Source organism: Luteimonas sp. A649 (assembly GCF_054072735.1).
This window is the reverse complement of sequence record NZ_JBSVRQ010000001.1, coordinates 661,771-678,316: the sequence shown is the minus strand read 5'-3', so window position 1 is coordinate 678,316 and position 16,546 is coordinate 661,771. Positions and strand designations below refer to the sequence as shown.

The window sequence follows — 16,546 nt, the reverse complement described above, 5'->3', positions numbered from 1 at the left end:
GGCGCAGGCGGCGTCAGGCGGACGCCTGCTGCGGCCGCTGCCGGGGCACGGCGTTCGGCGGCAGCATGATCTTCGCGCCCTTGAAGTACATCATCCGCAGCTGGCGTCCACGCGGCGACCAGCCGATGAAATGCGCCCTGGCCTCTTCCTCGAACATGTCCTGGTAGCGCACGGCCATCTCGTCGTTCTGCAGCTCGATCATCACGCCCACCGATTCCGGCTTGGGCAGCGAGGCGTTCCAGGCCTCCAGCGTGTCGCGGATGCAGTTGAGGAAGGGCATGGTCTGCTTCAGCCCGCGCGCGCCGACGTCGAAGAACTGGCGATAGAGGTAGGTCGGCTGGCCGAACGACGGCACGATGCCCAGCACCGCGGTACCGACACCCCACAGCGCGCCGGTGTCATCCCGGCCCACGGCCACTGCCTGCTGCGCGCGCTCGGCCGCCCTGGTCGGGTCGGGCAGCGCGTTGTTGCGCGCCCACATCGCGATCAGCTGCGAACCCAGCTCCGGGGTCACGTTCTTCCAGACGGGCACGATGTCCATGCTCACTCGCCTGCCCCGCTGCCATTCTCGACCAACACCATCGTTCGCTCTCCTCCCTGGATGGCCTTCGATCATGGCGCAAGCGCCGCCGGCGGCGCAACGCGGCGGCCGGACCGGGGCACGCATGCGGGTCCGGGCGGCCTTGCAGCTTCCCGCGCACGTCGGGAGTGGCGCGCCCAGCGGCGTACCATTCCTGAGTGAGCCGTCCAGCCTCCGCCTTCCAAGGCATGTTCCAGTTCAAGCCCGCACCGCCCGACCGGGTGCGTTTCTCGCTGCGCGCGGGCGCCTGCATCGGCGCGCCGGTGCTGGCGGGCTGGCTGGCCGGCGACATCTCCGCCGGAATGATGGTCGCGATCGGCGGCTTCACCGCGCTGTACGGCGGCGGGCGGGCCTACGCGCACCGCGCGCTGCAGCTGGCCGTGATCGCATTCGCCTTCGCGCTGGCCACCGCGCTTGGAATGTGGAGCTCGGCCGGTGGCTGGTCGGTAGCGCTTCCGGTGATCGCGCTGGTCGCCGTGGTGGCCACGTGGATCGGCAACGCGCTGCGCATCGGCCCTCCCGGCGCCTACATGTTCATGCTGGCCTGCGCCGCGGCCACGGCCATGCCCGCCGGCCCCCTGTCACCGACGCTTGCCGCGCTGCTGGTGGCCGCCGGCGGCGGCTTTTCGTGGCTGGTGCACATGTCCGGCGCCCTGATCGACGTCCGCGGACCCGAGCGCAAGGCCGCGCGGGGCGCGGGCAACGCGGTGATCGCCTACGCTGCCGCGATCGGTGCGCCTGGTGAAGGGGCCGCAAGGCGCCAGGCCGCATACGCCCTGCAAAACGCATGGGACGTGCTGGTCAACCAGCAACCGCCCCGGGTTCGCGGCAGCGTCCCGGTCGGCCGCCTGCGGACCCTGGTGCGCGGGCTGCACCTGGCCTTCGCCGACGCCATGGGCACCGCCAGCAGGGGCGCCGCGCCCGACCCCGCGCTCGCACAGCATCTGCAACAGCTGCTTTCGGCGATCGACACCACCGACGACGTGGAGGTCACCGGCCACGACGAGGTCCCGCCCGGCCATCCCCGCGCACGCGAGGCGCTGCTGGATGCGCTGCGACCGGGATCCAGCGCCCGCCGGATCCTTGTGCGCGTGGCCATCGCGGCGCTGCTCGCCGGTGGGCTGGCATCGCTGCTGCACCTGGAGCGCGCCTACTGGGCGGTGGCGGCGGCGGTGCTGCTGCTGTTCCAGGGCTTCGACTGGGTGCGCATGGTGCAGCGGAGCACGGAGCGCCTGATCGGCACCTGGGTGGGCCTGCTGCTGGGCGGCGCCATCCTGGCCTGGCATCCGCAGGGCCTGTGGCTGGTGCTGGTGATCGTGGCCCTGCAGTTCACGGTGGAGATGCTGGTGATGCGCAACTACGCCATCGCCGTGATCTTCATCACCAGCGCCGCGCTGACCCTCGCCAGCGGCGGCCATCCGGTGCCTGACGTGCCGCAGTACGTACTGGCGCGGGGCGTGGACACCCTGCTCGGCGTGGTGGTGGCGCTGCTGGTGTACCGGGCGCTGCCGCCGCGACCCGCCACCGTGACCCTGCCCGAGCAGCTCAGGCGGACCATCGCTGCCGTCGCCGCACTCGTGCCGACGCTGGCCAGCGGCAACGTCACCGCGCCGGAGGCACGCGCCCTCCGCGGCACGGTGCAGCAGGCGGCCATGGCCCTCGTCGCCGCGCACGAAGCCGGGCTGGCCGGTTCGCGCAGTGAAACCCGCGCCGCGGAAGAAGCCTGGCCGGCGATCGTGTCGGCCGACCGGCTGGCCTATCGCGCACTGTCGGCCTGCTGGGCGCTGGAAGGCCTGGGCGGGCGCAGCGCGATGGAATCGGCCCGGGCGATGTTCGCCGATGGCGGCGCCAGGCGCTTGCAGGCCGCCCTGGCCGCACTTGCGGATGCGGTCGGCAACGACAGCATCCCGCCCGATCCGGGACCGCTGCCCCATGTGCTTGAAGTGGAGGTGCGCAGCCTGCGCGAGTGCCTGATCCGCGAGCCGGCGGAAGTGGTGCCGGCTGTCAGCTGATCGCCAGCCTCACGGCGAGCGCCGCGAGCGTCGCGAGCAGCACGGGCAAGGTGAGTACAAAGCCGACCCTGAAATAGTAGCCCCAGGTGATGCGGATGCCCTTGCGTGCCAGCACGTGCAGCCACAGCAGCGTGGCCAGGCTGCCGATCGGGGTGAACTTCGGTCCCAGGTCGCTGCCGATGACATTGGCGTACACCATCGCTTCGCGCACCGCGCCTTCGGCCTGGCTGGCGTCGATCGACAGCGCACCCACGAGCACGGTGGGCAGGTTGTTCATGACCGATGACAGGAAGGCCGTCAGCAGGCCCGTGCCGAACGTGGCGGCCCACAGGCCGTGGCCGGCGAACCAGTCGAGCAGCGTCGCCAGATGGTCGGTCAATCCATTGTTCCGCAGGCCGTAGACCACGAGGTACATGCCCAGCGAGAACACCACGATCTGCCAGGGGGCTTCGCGCACCACCTTGCGGGTCGAGATCCTGTGCCCCTTCGCCGCCACGCCGAGCAGCGCCAGCGCGCCGGCGCCGGCCACCGCGCTGATCGGCACGCCCAGCCTCTCGAGCGCGAAGAACCCGACCAGCAGCAGTGCCAGCACGATCCAGCCTGCGTTGAACGTGGTGCGATCGACAATCGCCGACGCGGGATCTTCGAGCTGGCTGACGTCGTAGCTGCCGGGGATGTCACGGCGGAAAAACCAGAGCAGGACGGCCAGCGTCGCGGCCACGGACACCAGGTTGACCGGGAACATCACCGACGCGTATTCGGCAAAGCCGATGTCGAAATAATCCGCCGAAACGATGTTGACCAGGTTGGAGACGACTAGAGGCAGGCTCGCGGTATCGGCGATGAATCCGGCGCCCATCACGAAGGCCAGGGTCGCGGCGGGACTGAACTTCAGCGCCAGCAGCATGGCGATCACGATCGGCGTCAGGATCAGCGCCGCGCCGTCGTTGGCGAACAGGGCCGCGACGGCCGCGCCGAGCAGCACGAGGTAGACGAACAGCCTGCGTCCGCTGCCTCGGCCCCAGCGCGCGACGTGCAGCGCGGCCCATTCGAAGAAGCCGGCCTCGTCGAGCACCAGGCTGATCAGGATCACCGCGACGAACGTGAAGGTGGCGTTCCAGACGAAGCCCCAGACAACCGGGATGTCAGAGAGCCCGACCACGCCCGTGGCCAGGGCCAGCACCGCGCCGAACGAGGCACTCCACCCGACCCCCAGCCCCTTCGGCTGCCAGATGACCAGGACGATGGTGGCGATGAAGATCAGCAGCGCGAGCAGCACGTCTCAGGCTCCGCGCACTTTGCGGGCGGCCTTGGCCGATGGACGCGACGCCGGGGCGCAACGGCCACGGTCGCCACCGCAGCAGTTGCGGGTCAGGAATTCGACCAGGCCGTTCATCGCATCGAATTCGGCGCGATAGGAAATGGATCGGCCCTGCGCCTCGCCTGCGATGAGGCCGGCCGCCGCGAGTTCCTTGAGGTGGAACGACAGGGTGGCGCCAGGCAGGGACAGCGCCTCGGCCATGTCCCCGGGAGTGCGGCCTTCGGGACCGGCCTCGACCAGCAGGCGGAACACGGCCAGCCGCGTGGAATGCCCGAGGGCGGCCAAGGCGATGGTTGCGCTTTCTATTTCCATTTTTCTAGAATAGTCGAAACGTTTTGCGCGAAGCAACCATGACCACGCCCCTCGACCTGCCCAACCTGGCTCCCGCAGCCATGCACGCGCCCAGCCGCGACACACTCGCGATGGAAGCCGGCAGCGCGCACGCGCCGCGGATCCTGATCCTCTACGGCTCGCTGCGCCCGGAGTCCTACAGCCGCAAGCTCGCGCTGGAGGCCGAGCGCCTGCTGCGTCACTTCGGCGCCGAGACCCGCGTGTTCGACCCACGCGGCCTGCCGGTGCAGGGCAGCGTCGAAACGGAGCATCCGAAAGTGCAGGAACTGCGCGCGCTGTCACTGTGGTCCGAAGGCCAGGTCTGGGTGAGTCCGGAGCGCCACGGTGCCGTGAGCGCCGTGTTCAAGAACCAGATCGACTGGCTGCCGCTGGAGGAAGGCGGCGTGCGCCCGACCCAGGGCCGCACGCTGGCGGTGATGCAGGTCTGCGGCGGCTCGCAGTCGTTCAACGTGGTCAACGCGCTGCGCGTGCTCGGGCGCTGGATGCGCATGGTGACGATCCCGAACCAGTCGTCCGTGCCCAAGGCCTGGCAGGAGTTCAACGACGACGGCCGCATGAAGCCCTCGCCGTATTACGACCGCGTGGTCGACGTGATCGAGGAGCTGCTCAAGTTCACGCTGCTGGTGCGCGGCCGCAGCGACTACCTCACCGACCGCTACAGTGAGCGCAAGGGCGACCTGGTCGCCCGGCAGCTGGCGGCCGCGAGCGCCGCGATCGAAACCCAGTCCTGACGCACCCGAGGAGCACCCCCATGCACGCCATGATCTATCACAACCCCCGCTGCGGCACGTCGCGCAACACGCTGGCGCTCATCCGCCACGCCGGCATTGAGCCCGACATCGTTGAATACCTGAAGGACACGCCCACGCGCGAACAGCTGGCCGCGCTGATCCGCGACGCCGGCATCGGCGTGCGCGATGCGATCCGCGCCAAGGAAGCGAAGTACGCCGAACTCGGCCTCGCCGATCCCACGCTGTCCGACGACGCCCTGCTCGACGCCATGCTCGCCGAGCCGATCCTGATCAACCGCCCCTTCGTGCGCACCGACAAGGGCGTTCGGCTGGCACGGCCGTCGGAAGCGGTGCTCGACATCCTGCCGCCGCTCCCCGCGCCGTTCACCAAGGAGGATGGCGGCATGGTGGCGCCGAAGTAACTGCGCCACCCTGCCCCGCCTCGCACGCATCAGTACGCGTAGCCCACCCGCAGCCAGAACGTGCGGCCCGGCTCGTTGATCCGCACCGCGTCCGCCGGATAGCCGAAGTCGGCATTGCCGGCCAGGTTCAGGTGCTCGCTGTACGCACGGTCGAACAGATTGTCGACGCCGGCCGTGAGCTGCACGCCGCTGGCGAACCGGTAGCCACCGTTCAGTGCGATGGTGGCGAAGCCGGCACTGGGGCCGATGTCCTGGCCGACCACGTTGCCGTAGCCCTCGGCCACGCGGTCCTGGCCGGCGACCACGCGCAACAGCGCGCCGGCCGACCAGGTGCCGTTGTCCCAGTCGGCGCTGAAGCGACCTTCAAGCGGCGGCATCTGCGGCAGCGGACGGCCGCTGTCGCGGTCCTTGCCGCGCGCATACGCCAGGCTGCCACCGAACTTCCAGTCATCCGAGGCGCGGTAGTCCACGCCCAGTTCGGCCCCGGCGGTCTGGGCATCGATGTTGGTCACCATCGACATCGGGCCCATCATTCCGTCGATGTAGCGGAACTGGATGAAGTCGTCCACGCGACCGGCGTAGGCCGAGATCCAGGCGTCGAAGCGCTCGCCGCGGTACTGCAGGCCGACGTCGAGCTGCGTGGTCTTCTCGGTGTCCAGGCCCGCGAAGGCGTTGGGCGCGCCCATCGGCCCCAAGTCGGCGGAGAACAGCTCCCAGTAGTCGGGCATGCGCTCGGTGTGGCCGATGCCGGCGTACCCGCTCAGCTTGCGGTCGATGTCGCGTTCGAAGCGGACGAAGCCGGCCTTGAGCGTTTCATCACGCCCTTGCCCGGCGGTGGGATTGGGCATCGCATGGCCGCCGTGGCCATGGCCGCCCGAGACCGTGGCGCGTCCATCATCGACGCCCGCGCGGTCCACGCGCGCACCGGCGATCCAGCGCGTGTCGTCGCCCTGGAACCAGGTGCCCTCGCCGAACACACCGAGGTTGTCGAAGCGCGCATCCACCACCCACGGCGCCGCAAGATACGCGCCGCGCCCCATCGCGCTGCGGCGGCGGTGGCGGCTGTCCTGCGCATCGATGCCCGTCACCATCTCGAACTCCGCGCCGCGCCAGGTCGCCGCCGCGCGCCCTCCGCTCGTGCTGCGTTCGACATTCGACGCCATCGGCATCGGCATCGGACCAGCCGGGTTCGGATCGCGCAGGCTGTAGTTGTCCATCACGTGGTCGGCGACGTTGTGGAACACGCTGGCTTCGAAGGCCTGCAGGCGCTCGCCGATGTTGTCCTTCTCGAAGCGCAGGCTGGTGTTCGTACGATCGAACCGGCTGCCGTCCATGCCGCGCGTGGCGTAGCGCGCCTGGCCGTCGCCGACGCCGACGCCGAGTTCAAGCAGCGTGTCCTCGTCGGGCGTCCAGCCGAGTGCGAAGTCCGCGTTCCACTTCTTCCAGGCCGAGCCCACGCGGTCGCCATTGCCGTCGTCGTAGTCGCCGGACTCGGAGCGGTTGGCGCTGATGCGGGCATAGCCCAGCGGCGCGCCCCAGGTCGCATCGATCACCTGGTCGTTGCGGCCCCAGCTGCCGCCCAGCGCGCTGCCGGCGACCTTCCAGGTGGGGTCCGCGTAGTACTCGCGGTCGCGCTCGAAGCGCACCGTGCCCGCCGATGCGCCCGGCCCCCAGAGCACCGTCTGCGGCCCCTTGATGACCACCAGCGCGTCGTAGGTTTCCGGCGCGATGTAGGACATGGCGTTGTCCATGCGCGACGGGCAGGCGCCCGGCATCGCGCCATCGTTGGTGAGCAGGTTCAGGCGCGAACCGAACATGCCGCGCAGCACGGGATCGCCGTTGCTGCCGCCGTTGCGTACCGCGGTGAAGCCGGGAATCGTCTTCAGGTAATCGGCGCCATCGCTGGCGGGTACCGGCTGGCGCGGCAGCTTCGGGCTGGTTTCCCAGGTGAGCGCCGAAACCGGTGCCGCAGCGGTGACGACGAGCGTGTCGAAGTCGACCGTGCGCGTGGCATCGGCAGCGGTGTCGGTGTTCGCGCTTTCGACGGCGAAGGCGGATGGGACGGCAAGCGCGGCGGCAATCGCCACGAACAGGCAGGACGAGCGGATCGCCGGGCAATACGGGATCGACATGGCAGGGGACTCCACGGGCAAGGCTTGGGATGTGCGCGCGGCGGATGCCGCGCGCGTGGGCGGTCTTCAGCCGTGGAGTGGCGGACCGCGGGAGCCAAGCCCGCTCGGGTGGAACCAGGGAAGCCGCGGCGCGGCGTACGCCGGGAACACTGCCCATGCCGTACTGCCCCGCGGCAGCACGAACCCCGGCTGCGCGACCGCCACCAGCGAAGCGAGCAGCGGGCAGTAGTCGCAGTCGGGACCGTCGACCGGCCCCGGCGGAAGCACCGGCCGCTCGCCGTCGCCCGCAACCTGCGTGGCGTGGTGGCCGTGGTGCGCGTGGGCGGCCCCCGGGGCGACGTGATCGCTTCCGGCGTGCCCTGAAACAATCACCGACGCCGCCGCGCCAGGCGCCTGCAGCATCCGCCCCGCGGTCGGCAGCACCAGCAGGAGCATCACTGCCGTCAAGCCGATCCGGCTGAACCATCTACTGGGCGCGGGGCGTTTCATTTCGAGGTCGATGATCCGCGCCGCCCGGCACGGCCGCCGTGACCCAGGTCAAGCCGATCCGATTTCCATACGCGAACGTATGCGCTTGACCCAGATCATGGTGGCGACGCGGGCAGCGGGATAACTTTCCTCCCAACGGCGAAGGAGCCCGCTCCACAGCCCCACGGCCCCACAGTTTCTTTTAACCGCTAAGGAAATCCGCAATGAGGAACCTTGTACTGCTGTTCGCACTGGCCGCCGCCGGCGGCTTCGTCCCGCACGATGTTGCTGCGCAGGGCTCGGCCTCGGTCGATATGGTGGCCGACGTCACCTTCAGCATGCGCACCGAGATCACCAACGGCCAGATGGTCTTCATCGGCAACGCCGGTGCGATCAAGGACGTGGTCAACCCCGACCTGCGCGTGGCCGAGGGCGCGGTGGTCGCGATCACCATCACCAACAACGACGGCGCCATGCACGACATCGCGGTGCCGGAGTTCGGCGCCCAGTCCGACCAGCTGGTCGGCGTCGGCTCGGCGACCACCATCGTGTTCCGCGCCACCAAGAGCGGCAACTTCGAGTACATCTGCACCATCCCCGGCCACAAACTGGCGGGCATGGCCGGCAACCTGATCGTCGGTGACGTGAAGGAAGAAGTGAGCACGGCGCTCGACGTGGCCAAGAACCCGGCCGAGGTCGGCACGCCGGTTGGCGACCGCGCCCCGCAGCACGTTACCTACGACCTGCTGACCACCGAGGTCGAGGGCCGCCTGTCCGATGGCAGCAGCTACCGCTACTGGACCTTCGACAACACCGTGCCGGGCCCGCTCCTGCGCATCCGCCAGGGCGACACGGTGACCATCAACCTGAAGAACGCCGAAGACAGCATCAACATCCACTCGGTCGACTTCCACTCCGTGACCGGCCCCGGCGGCGGCGCGGCGGTGACCCAGGTGCGCCCGGGCGAGACCAAGAGCTTCACCTTCAAGGCCCTGCACCCCGGCCTGTTCGTGTACCACTGCGCCACGCCGATGATCGCCCACCACATCTCCAACGGCATGTACGGAATGATCCTGGTCGAACCCGAAGGCGGCCTGCCCGCGGTCGACAAGGAGTACTACGTCATGCAGGGCGAGCTGTACACGGCGCAGAAGCACGGCTCGCGCGGCCTGCAGGAGTTCTCGGTCGACAAGCTGCTCGACGAGAAGCCCGAGCACCTGATGTTCAACGGCTCGATGGACGCGCTGACCAAGACCTTCGACATGAACGCGAACGTCGGCGAGGAGGTGCGCATCTTCTTCGGCGTCGGCGGCCCGAACATGACCTCGAGCTTCCACCTGATCGGCGAGGTCTTCGACCGGGTCTACAACCTGGCCTCGTTCACCAGCCCGCCGCTGCTGGACGTGCAGACCACGCTGGTGCCGCCGGGCGGCGCGACCATGGTCGAGTTCAAGGTCGACTACCCGGGCAAGTACATCCTGGTCGACCACGCCCTGTCCCGCGCCGAGAAGGGCCTGACCGGCATCCTCACGGTGCACGGCACGGCGGACCCGACGATCTTCAACAGCGACGAGCCGATCGACGCCGCCTCCGGCCACTGACCGGATCCAGGCTGGCATGACACGGAACGGCCCCCTCGGGGGCCGTTTCTTTTGCGCGCCTGAACGCCGGTGTCAAGTCCCGCGCGGCATCGATTGCTACGAAAGGGTCATGCCGCAGTCACGCCGGGTGAGACGAAGGCGGGGACAATACGCGCCATGCAATCGATGATCGAACTCCATCCGAAACCCGACGCCCTCCACGGCCTCGGCCTTCCCGCCATCCCCTATCCCGTCGCCCTGCCCGCCTTCCAGGCCGCCGTGGCCAACGACGGCGAACTGCCGCTGGCCGACATGCTGCACGGACTGCAGCTGCGTGCCGCCGCCCCGGCCGCGGACTGGCAGCGCATGGCGCCGGCGATGGCGCGGCTGGCGGAACTCCTGGCACCGGAAGGCACGCCTGGAATCGTCACTGCGGGTGGCGGAACGTGGCTTGAGATCGGGCCGATCGACCTGGGTGCGGACGTCGTCACCCTGCAGCGTGGTGAGCTGCTACTGGCCGCGATCACCCCGCGCGATGACGGACGCCTGCGCCTGGCCGCCTATCGTCCACTCGACGGACATGCCCTCAGGATGCTGCTCGCGCTTCCGCGCCCCTCGACGTCGCCCGGGTCAGCGGACCAGCGTGGGCACTGGGAACGAGCGCAGGATGCCGCGGCCGGCGATGGTCCACGCCAGGCCGGCAACGAGGGCCTGAGCTACCTGGCGCACTGGACACGAGGGCTCGGCATCGCCGATGACGGCCGCGAGCTTCCCGAGTGGCGCTCGCAGACAGAGCTGCCCGCGCGCGAGTCCGGCTGTGTGGCAGCAGAGATCGATACCTTCCTCGCGCTCAGTGGCGGCACAGCCTGACGCCTGCCCGTCAGGGGCCAGCGGCGCGGTGCGTCTCCAACCGTGCCACCAATGACTCGCTGGCCTGGTTGAGGCCCACCACGTCCACCTCGGCGCCGTGCCTGCGGAGCTTCAGCACCACGCGATCCAGCGCGGCCACGGCGCTGGTGTCCCAGAAGTGCGCGTGGCGCAGGTCGATCACCACCTTCGCCGGTGCGTGCAGGTAGTCGAAGCTGTTGCCGAACTGCACCGCGGAGGCGAAGAACACCTGTCCACGTACCGCATACACGCGGCTGCCGTCGTCCGCATCCCGGGCGTCCACCGCGAGTAGCGCGCTTACCCGGCGGGTAAACGACAGCGCGGTCAGCAGCACGCCCGTCAGCACGCCCTTGGCCAGGTCGTGGGTGGCCACGGTCACCACCACGGTGCCGATCATGATCAGGTTGGCCGTCTTCGGATGGGTCTTGAGCTCGATGAAGCTTTTCCAGTGGAAGGTGCCGATGCTCACCATGATCATCACCGCCACCAGCGCCGCCATCGGGATGCGCGACACCCACTCCGAGGCATAGACCACCAGCAGCAACAGCACCACGCCCGCCACGCAGCACGACAGCCGTCCGCGGCCGCCTGAAGACACGTTGATCACCGACTGTCCGATCATCGCGCAGCCGGCCATGCCGCCGAAGAAGCCAGTGACGATGTTCGCCGCACCCTGCCCCGCGCATTCGCGGCGGCGGTCGGTGGGCGTATCGGTCATGTCCTCGACGATCTGCGCCGTCATGAGCGACTCCAGCAGGCCGACCACGGCCAGGGTCGCGGACACGGGCAGCAGGATGCGCAGCGTCTCCAGCGTCCACGGGATATCGGGCAGCAGGAACACCGGCAGGCTGTCGGGCAGTTCGCCCATGTCGCCCACGGTGCGGATGTCCAGGCCCATCCAGATGCAGGCGATGGTGAGCACCACGATCGCGACCAGCGGCGACGGCACCGCGCGCGTGACGAGCGGCAGCAGGTAGATGATGGCCAGACCGGCCGCGCAGACCGCGTACACGGTCCACGGCATGCCGATCAACTCCGGCAGCTGCGCCAGGAAGATCAGTATCGCCAGGGCATTGACGAAGCCCACCACCACCGAGCGCGACACGAAGCGCATCAGCGTGTTGAGCCGCAACGCCGCCGCGAGCATCTGCAGCAGCCCGGCGAGGATCGTGGCCGCGAACAGATACTGCAGGCCGTGGTCGCGGACCAGGACGACCATCACCAGCGCCATCGCGCCGGTGGCGGCGGAGATCATGCCGGGCCGCCCACCGGCAAAGGCCGTGACCACCGCGATGCAGAACGAGGCGTACAGGCCGACCTTGGGATCGACCCCGGCGATGATGGAAAACGCGATCGCCTCGGGAATCAGCGCCAGGGCCACGAGCAGGCCAGACAACAGGTCGCCGCGCACATTGCCGAACCACTGCTCGCGCAGCGGATAGGTGACAGACATCAGGAGGACTCCGGAGGCGCGCGGACCGCACGCCCGGCCCGTCAGGGCGCAGTCATCGCGGCATGGCTGCGGGCAGGCCTGCCAGTATATTGCGGCGCAACATGGCGCTCAAGCAGACGGCAGCGCCGCCCGCAGCGGCGCGAGGTCCGCGGCGGAGACAGGACGCACCACCCGGGCAAGTTCGGCACCCGACTGCAGCAGCACCAGCGTCGGCCACAGCTTCACGCCGAACGAGCGCCCCAGCGGCTTGCCGCGACCATCCTCGATCTTGACGTGCCCCACCCCCGACAGTTCCGACAGCAGGGATTCGATCGCTGGCTGCGCCGCCATGCAGTGTCCGCACCATGGCGCGCCGAACTCGAGCAGCACGGGCTTGGATTCGGCGTCGACTGATGCGCGCTCAGGCTCCGCTCCCGCATAGGCCGCCTGGTAGCTCACGCCGCGGAGCCGCGCAGCGCCTGTTCGATGTCGCCCAGCGGCGCATTGGTCAGCGTCTTGGCGATCTCCGACACGATGCGCGCCTGGACTTCCTTGTGGAGCTGCGGGCGGATGCGGCCCAGCGTTGCCGGGTCGGCGATCAGCACCAGATGTTCGTACTGCTGTTTCAGCGCCCCCTGGTTGAGGCCGTGCGCCAGCTGCTTGGCGAAGGTGGCTTCGTCGATGTCATGGCCAGTGGACTCCTGCGGCATGCTGCCCGACGGTCCGTCGTCGTCCATGTTCATCAGCTCCAGCAGGTCGACCTGGTGCAACAGGGGCGCGCGCTCGTCCCCACGGTTGCGGAACACGCGGGCACCTGTGCCATCGGCAACAACGACCAAGGCGTCGGAAGGAACAATCGTCATGTGAAACTCCGTTCGTTGCGATGGGAACCACCTTCAATGACGCCCCATCAACAACGCGTGACCTACCGTGGGGTCCAGCCGTCCCCGGTTGACGAAGGATTAACGGGTGAACCCATACCGTGCCCGCTCAGGGGGATCGATGCATCCTATTCAGACACGACCGGCGAGCGAGCTGGAAGACGAGACTCGCCAGTTCGCCCTGCTCCTCAATTCGGTCACCGACTACGCCATCTACATGCTGGACGCGGGCGGATTCGTGCGCTCGTGGAACCCCGGTGGCGTGCGGATCAAGGGCTACAGCGCGGACGAGGTCATCGGCACGCACTTCTCGCGCTTCTACACGCCCCCCGACGTCGAGGCCGGCCTTCCGCTGCGCAACCTGAGGACCGCCGAAGCCGACGGCCGCTTCTCCGCCGAAGGCTGGCGGGTGCGACGCGACGGCACGCAGTTCCTGGCCAGCGTGGTCATCGACCCGATCTGGGGAGACGACGGTTCGCTGCTGGGCTACGCAAAGGTGACCCGCGACATCACCGAGCGCGATGAGGCCGCCCGGCGCCTCCAGGAAGCGCAGCAGGCCCTGTTCCAGGCCCAGAAGATGGAAGCCATCGGGCTGCTGACGCTGGGGCTCGCCCACGACTTCAACAACCTGCTGACCGTGGTGGTGAACAGCCTGGATCTCATCGGACGCAGGAACGCGGACGAGAGGACCGCCAAGGTGCTCGAAACCGCCATGCGGGCGACGGACCGCGGCGTGCTGCTCACGCGGCAGCTGCTGACCTTCGGCCGCGGCCAGGTGCTGGCGACGGAATGCGTCGACGTCAACGCGCTGGTCCGCGAATCCGAAGACCTGCTGCGCCGCGCGGCCGCCGACCTCGTCGACCTGGGCCTCGCGCTCGTACCGGGGACGGCGCCCGCGGAGATCGACCGCGGCCAGTTCGAAGCCGCCCTGCTCAACCTGGTCATCAACAGCAGGGACGCGATGCCCGACGGCGGGCGCATCACCGTGTCCACGTCCATGCGCCGGACGCGGCTTCCGGCCGCTCCGCAGGACGAACCCCGGCTGTTCATCCGCGCGTCCGTCACCGACGACGGCCCCGGCATTCCAGTCGAGCACCAGAGCCGTGTGTTCGAGCCATTTTTCACGACCAAGGAGGTGGGACGCGGCAGCGGCCTCGGGCTCAGCCAGGTGTTCGGCTTCGCCGCGCAGTCCGGTGGCTTCGCCGAACTCGACAGCACGCCGGGCCACGGCACCACCGTGTCCATCCACCTCCCCGCAAGCGAGGACTGCTGATGTCCCAGACCCGCCTCCTGTTCGTCGAAGACGAAGACGACCTCAGGTTCCTCATCTTCGAGGCGCTCTCCGACCTGGGTTATGACGTCACCATGGCCAGCAACGGCAAGGAAGCGATCGAGAAGCTGCAGGGTGATGCCGTCTTCGACCACGTCGTCACCGACGTCAGCATGCCCAAGGGCGTGACCGGCCTCCAGGTTGCGGAGGAAGCGGCCCGGCTGCAGCCCCAGGCCAGGATCGTGCTGGTGTCCGGGTACCAGCGCTCCCAATTGCCACCGATACCGGAGGGCGCGCAATTCCTGCCCAAGCCCTACCGGCTGCACCAGCTGCTCGGCGTACTGGAAAGCTAGGCGCGCCCGGTCAGGAACACGAAACGCCCGGGAATCCCGGGCGCTCGCTTGATCACACCCTGGTTCAGCGCTTGCGTGCTGGCGCGTCGCCATCGTCCACGCCATCGGCGGACAGCGTTGCTTTGGTGGTCTTCGCCATCGTGCCTTCGTCGCCGCGACCGGCGCTACCCTCGGCTTCGACGCCATCGGCGGCGGCACGCTCTGACGTCCGAGCTCATTGCGGCAAGCGCGGTCGACGTGCCACTGGCACGGGCAGCGGAACGGCTCCTCCGCAGTGGCGAAAGCATGCGCGAACTGCTGGACAAGCTGCTGGTCTACAACCGCTCGCAGATGGGCCTGGGCTTCGAGGTCGACCGGGCGAACGTCGACCTGGCACAGGCCTGCCGCGACGAGATCGAGCAGCTGCAGGCGTCCATCCCCGGGGCCCGCATCCGTCTGCATGGCCCGGACGCCGTGCACGGCATGTTCGACGCCAGGGCCATGCGCGAAGTGCTCGCGAACCTGGTGGTGAACGCGCACAAGTACGGCGACTCCGGCGGCGAAATCCGGGTGGAGCTGCGTGACGGCAACTCCGCGGTGGAACTCTCCATCAGCAACGAGGGCGACACCATCCCCCCGGAAGCGCTGGACCTGATGTTCGAACCCCTCAGGCGTGGCGGCGTGTCTGGAGGCGACCTGGAACATGCCAGCCTCGGGCTGGGACTGTTCATTGTGAGCCAGATCGTGAAAGCGCATGACGGCACGATCCGCGCGGAATCCGCCGCGGACACGACCACCTTCAGGATGCACCTGCCCCGGGCCTGACAAGGCCCCCGTACCAGGCCAACAGCGCCGCGGCTCGCGCCACCACGTACACCACGAACGCCGCCCACAACCCGTGGTTGCCCCAGAGGGCCGCCAGCGGCCATGCGGCCAGCAGGAACACCCCCAACGACACCAGGCCGGCCTGCCGCATCTCCCGCGTGCGGGTGGCGCCGATGAACACGCCGTCCAGCTGGAACGCCGCCACCGAGAGCAGTACGTACAGCGCGGCCCATGGCAGGTGCGTCGCAGCGGCTTCGCGCACCGCGGGCAGGCTGGTCAAGGCCATCACCGCGGCTTCGCCCAGCACCAGGACCAGCACCGCCAGCCCCAGCGCAGTGCCTCCGGCCAGCTCGCTGGTCAGCCGTACCGCGCGCTTGAACCTGCCGCTGTCGCGCGCACCCCAGGCCGCGCCCACGTGGGCTTCGGCCACGAACGCGAAGCCGTCCAGGAAGAACGCACTGAACGACACCAGCTGCAGCAGGATGTGGTTCGCCGCAAGGGTCACGTCGCCGAAGCGTGCGCCGGCGTTGGCGAACCAGCCGAACGCGAGCAGCAGGCACAGCGTGCGTACGAGGATGTCGCGGTTGGCGGCCAGCGACGCGCGGATGCGCTGCCAGTCGGCGATGCGCGCCCAGGGCAGGAACGGCGCCGCATCGCCGTGGCGCGCACGCAGCACGCGCAGCACCACGATGATGGCGACGGCGAACGTGCTCCATTCCGCGATCGCCGTGCCCAGGCCGATGCCGCGCGCGCCCATGCCAAGCGCGCCGGCAAACCAGATGTCCAGCCCGGCGTTGAGGCCGTTGAGCAGCAGTTGCACCAGCAGCAGTTCACGACTGCGGCCCAAGCCGATCAACAGGCCGCTGATCGCGAACAGGGCCAGCGCCGCCGGCGCGCCCCAGATCCGGGCGCGGAAGTATTCGCCAGCGACCGCTTCCACCGCGTCACTGCCGTCCATCAGCGAGAAGTACAGCCAGGTGACCGGCCACTGCAGCAGCAGCAATGCGATGCCCAGGCCAATGGCCAGCAGCACCGCGCGCGCAAGCGTGGCGCGCACCTCGGGCTCGTCGCCGGCGCCGGATGCCTGCGCGACGAAGCCGGTGGTGCCCATGCGCAGGAAGCCGAAGCTCCAGTACACAAAGTTGAAGAGCAGCGCGCCCAGCGCCAGTGCGCCCAGCTCCACCGCGCTGCCGTAGTGGCCGATGACGGCGGTGTCGACCAGACCGAGGCTGGGCACCGCGGCGTTGGCGAGGATGATCGGCCACGCCTGACGGGCGATGGCCGTGCGGGTCAGGCCCGCTGCCTGCGGTGACACCGCCGC

The 16,546-nt window shown here is 69.2% G+C and carries 17 protein-coding genes; 8 read left to right on the top strand and 9 right to left on the bottom strand.

Annotated features, from left to right (window positions below; all coding sequences use genetic code 11):
• Positions 1-13 precede the first annotated feature (13 nt).
• On the bottom strand, positions 14-541 hold the full coding sequence (locus tag ACW5E8_RS03240; protein ID WP_456964055.1) for a hypothetical protein: 528 nt from the start codon (positions 539-541) through the stop codon (positions 14-16).
• 197 nt (positions 542-738) lie between these two features.
• On the opposite strand from ACW5E8_RS03240, the gene ACW5E8_RS03235 reads away from it, so the two are divergent.
• Positions 739-2,592 carry an FUSC family protein gene (locus tag ACW5E8_RS03235; RefSeq protein WP_456964053.1) on the top strand — a complete coding sequence of 618 codons (1,854 nt, stop codon included), beginning with the start codon at positions 739-741 and terminating at the stop codon, positions 2,590-2,592.
• On the opposite strand, the gene ACW5E8_RS03230 is transcribed toward ACW5E8_RS03235, so the two are convergent.
• Positions 2,585-3,871, bottom strand: a complete 1,287-nt coding sequence (locus ACW5E8_RS03230) for an arsenic transporter (RefSeq protein ID WP_456964052.1) — start codon at positions 3,869-3,871, stop codon at positions 2,585-2,587. The genes ACW5E8_RS03235 and ACW5E8_RS03230 overlap by 8 nt on opposite strands.
• Positions 3,872-3,874: 3 nt before the next feature.
• On the bottom strand, positions 3,875-4,225 hold the full coding sequence (locus tag ACW5E8_RS03225) for an ArsR/SmtB family transcription factor (RefSeq protein ID WP_456964051.1): 351 nt from the start codon (positions 4,223-4,225) through the stop codon (positions 3,875-3,877).
• A 38-nt stretch (positions 4,226-4,263) separates the two neighbouring features.
• On the opposite strand from ACW5E8_RS03225, the gene arsH reads away from it, so the two are divergent.
• Positions 4,264-4,995: an arsenical resistance protein ArsH gene (gene arsH, locus ACW5E8_RS03220; RefSeq protein ID WP_456964050.1), complete on the top strand. Its 732-nt coding sequence runs from the start codon at positions 4,264-4,266 to the stop codon at positions 4,993-4,995.
• Positions 4,996-5,015: 20 nt separating this feature from the next.
• On the top strand, positions 5,016-5,417 hold the full coding sequence (gene arsC, locus ACW5E8_RS03215) for an arsenate reductase (glutaredoxin) (protein WP_456964049.1): 402 nt from the start codon (positions 5,016-5,018) through the stop codon (positions 5,415-5,417).
• Between the two features lie 29 nt (positions 5,418-5,446).
• On the opposite strand, the gene ACW5E8_RS03210 is transcribed toward arsC, so the two are convergent.
• Both ACW5E8_RS03210 and ACW5E8_RS03205 read right to left on the bottom strand, forming a co-directional pair.
• Entirely contained in the window at positions 5,447-7,549 is a 2,103-nt protein-coding gene (locus ACW5E8_RS03210) for a TonB-dependent copper receptor (RefSeq protein WP_456964048.1), read from the bottom strand.
• Positions 7,550-7,615: 66 nt separating this feature from the next.
• Positions 7,616-7,996 carry a DUF2946 family protein gene (locus ACW5E8_RS03205; protein WP_456964047.1) on the bottom strand — a complete coding sequence of 127 codons (381 nt, stop codon included), beginning with the start codon at positions 7,994-7,996 and terminating at the stop codon, positions 7,616-7,618.
• A gap of 245 nt (positions 7,997-8,241) precedes the next feature.
• Between ACW5E8_RS03205 and nirK the strand changes: the two genes are divergently transcribed.
• The gene (gene nirK / locus ACW5E8_RS03200) at positions 8,242-9,618 is read left to right on the top strand and encodes a copper-containing nitrite reductase (RefSeq protein WP_456964046.1); all 1,377 of its coding nucleotides are present in this window, start codon (positions 8,242-8,244) and stop codon (positions 9,616-9,618) included.
• Between the two features lie 156 nt (positions 9,619-9,774).
• Positions 9,775-10,467, top strand: coding sequence for a hypothetical protein (locus tag ACW5E8_RS03195; RefSeq protein ID WP_456964045.1), 693 nt, complete (start codon positions 9,775-9,777; stop codon positions 10,465-10,467).
• A 10-nt stretch (positions 10,468-10,477) separates the two neighbouring features.
• Here the strand turns inward: ACW5E8_RS03195 and ACW5E8_RS03190 are convergent, their stop codons facing one another.
• The 3 genes from ACW5E8_RS03190 to ACW5E8_RS03180 all read right to left on the bottom strand — a co-directional run bounded on the left by ACW5E8_RS03190 (position 10,478) and on the right by ACW5E8_RS03180 (position 12,780).
• Positions 10,478-11,938 (bottom strand): SulP family inorganic anion transporter, encoded by a 1,461-nt coding sequence (locus tag ACW5E8_RS03190; RefSeq protein WP_456964044.1) that lies wholly within the window; start codon positions 11,936-11,938, stop codon positions 10,478-10,480.
• A 108-nt stretch (positions 11,939-12,046) separates the two neighbouring features.
• Positions 12,047-12,376 (bottom strand): thioredoxin family protein, encoded by a 330-nt coding sequence (locus ACW5E8_RS03185; RefSeq protein ID WP_456964043.1) that lies wholly within the window; start codon positions 12,374-12,376, stop codon positions 12,047-12,049.
• A complete protein-coding gene (locus tag ACW5E8_RS03180; RefSeq protein WP_456964042.1) occupies positions 12,373-12,780 on the bottom strand; it encodes a host attachment family protein in 408 nt (135 codons plus the stop codon). Before ACW5E8_RS03180 ends, ACW5E8_RS03185 begins: the two co-directional genes overlap by 4 nt.
• A gap of 139 nt (positions 12,781-12,919) precedes the next feature.
• On the opposite strand from ACW5E8_RS03180, the gene ACW5E8_RS03175 reads away from it, so the two are divergent.
• The 3 genes from ACW5E8_RS03175 (at position 12,920) to ACW5E8_RS03165 (ending at position 15,225) form a co-directional block, all read left to right on the top strand.
• Entirely contained in the window at positions 12,920-14,071 is a 1,152-nt protein-coding gene (locus tag ACW5E8_RS03175) for a two-component system sensor histidine kinase NtrB (protein WP_456964041.1), read from the top strand.
• Positions 14,071-14,421 carry a response regulator gene (locus ACW5E8_RS03170; protein WP_456964040.1) on the top strand — a complete coding sequence of 117 codons (351 nt, stop codon included), beginning with the start codon at positions 14,071-14,073 and terminating at the stop codon, positions 14,419-14,421. The genes ACW5E8_RS03175 and ACW5E8_RS03170 overlap by 1 nt, the downstream gene beginning before the upstream one ends.
• A gap of 285 nt (positions 14,422-14,706) precedes the next feature.
• A complete protein-coding gene (locus ACW5E8_RS03165; protein ID WP_456964039.1) occupies positions 14,707-15,225 on the top strand; it encodes a sensor histidine kinase in 519 nt (172 codons plus the stop codon).
• On the opposite strand, the gene ACW5E8_RS03160 is transcribed toward ACW5E8_RS03165, so the two are convergent.
• On the bottom strand, positions 15,200-16,540 hold the full coding sequence (locus ACW5E8_RS03160; RefSeq protein ID WP_456964038.1) for an MATE family efflux transporter: 1,341 nt from the start codon (positions 16,538-16,540) through the stop codon (positions 15,200-15,202). The genes ACW5E8_RS03165 and ACW5E8_RS03160 overlap by 26 nt on opposite strands.
• Positions 16,541-16,546: the final 6 nt, after the last annotated feature.

Excerpts from the sequence above, each read along its gene's own strand:
- ACW5E8_RS03210 (WP_456964048.1), bottom strand. The coding sequence starts at position 7,549 with ATGTCGATCCCGTATTGCCCGGCGATCCGCTCGTCCTGCCTGTTCGTG.
- arsH (WP_456964050.1), top strand. The coding sequence starts at position 4,264 with ATGACCACGCCCCTCGACCTGCCCAACCTGGCTCCCGCAGCCATGCAC.
- ACW5E8_RS03195 (WP_456964045.1), top strand. The coding sequence starts at position 9,775 with ATGCAATCGATGATCGAACTCCATCCGAAACCCGACGCCCTCCACGGC.
- ACW5E8_RS03225 (WP_456964051.1), bottom strand. The coding sequence starts at position 4,225 with ATGGAAATAGAAAGCGCAACCATCGCCTTGGCCGCCCTCGGGCATTCC.
- ACW5E8_RS03190 (WP_456964044.1), bottom strand. The coding sequence starts at position 11,938 with ATGTCTGTCACCTATCCGCTGCGCGAGCAGTGGTTCGGCAATGTGCGC.
- nirK (WP_456964046.1), top strand. The coding sequence starts at position 8,242 with ATGAGGAACCTTGTACTGCTGTTCGCACTGGCCGCCGCCGGCGGCTTC.
- ACW5E8_RS03175 (WP_456964041.1), top strand. The coding sequence starts at position 12,920 with ATGCATCCTATTCAGACACGACCGGCGAGCGAGCTGGAAGACGAGACT.
- ACW5E8_RS03170 (WP_456964040.1), top strand. The coding sequence starts at position 14,071 with ATGTCCCAGACCCGCCTCCTGTTCGTCGAAGACGAAGACGACCTCAGG.
- arsC (WP_456964049.1), top strand. The coding sequence starts at position 5,016 with ATGCACGCCATGATCTATCACAACCCCCGCTGCGGCACGTCGCGCAAC.
- ACW5E8_RS03240 (WP_456964055.1), bottom strand. The coding sequence starts at position 541 with ATGGACATCGTGCCCGTCTGGAAGAACGTGACCCCGGAGCTGGGTTCG.
- ACW5E8_RS03165 (WP_456964039.1), top strand. The coding sequence starts at position 14,707 with ATGCGCGAACTGCTGGACAAGCTGCTGGTCTACAACCGCTCGCAGATG.
- ACW5E8_RS03180 (WP_456964042.1), bottom strand. The coding sequence starts at position 12,780 with ATGACGATTGTTCCTTCCGACGCCTTGGTCGTTGTTGCCGATGGCACA.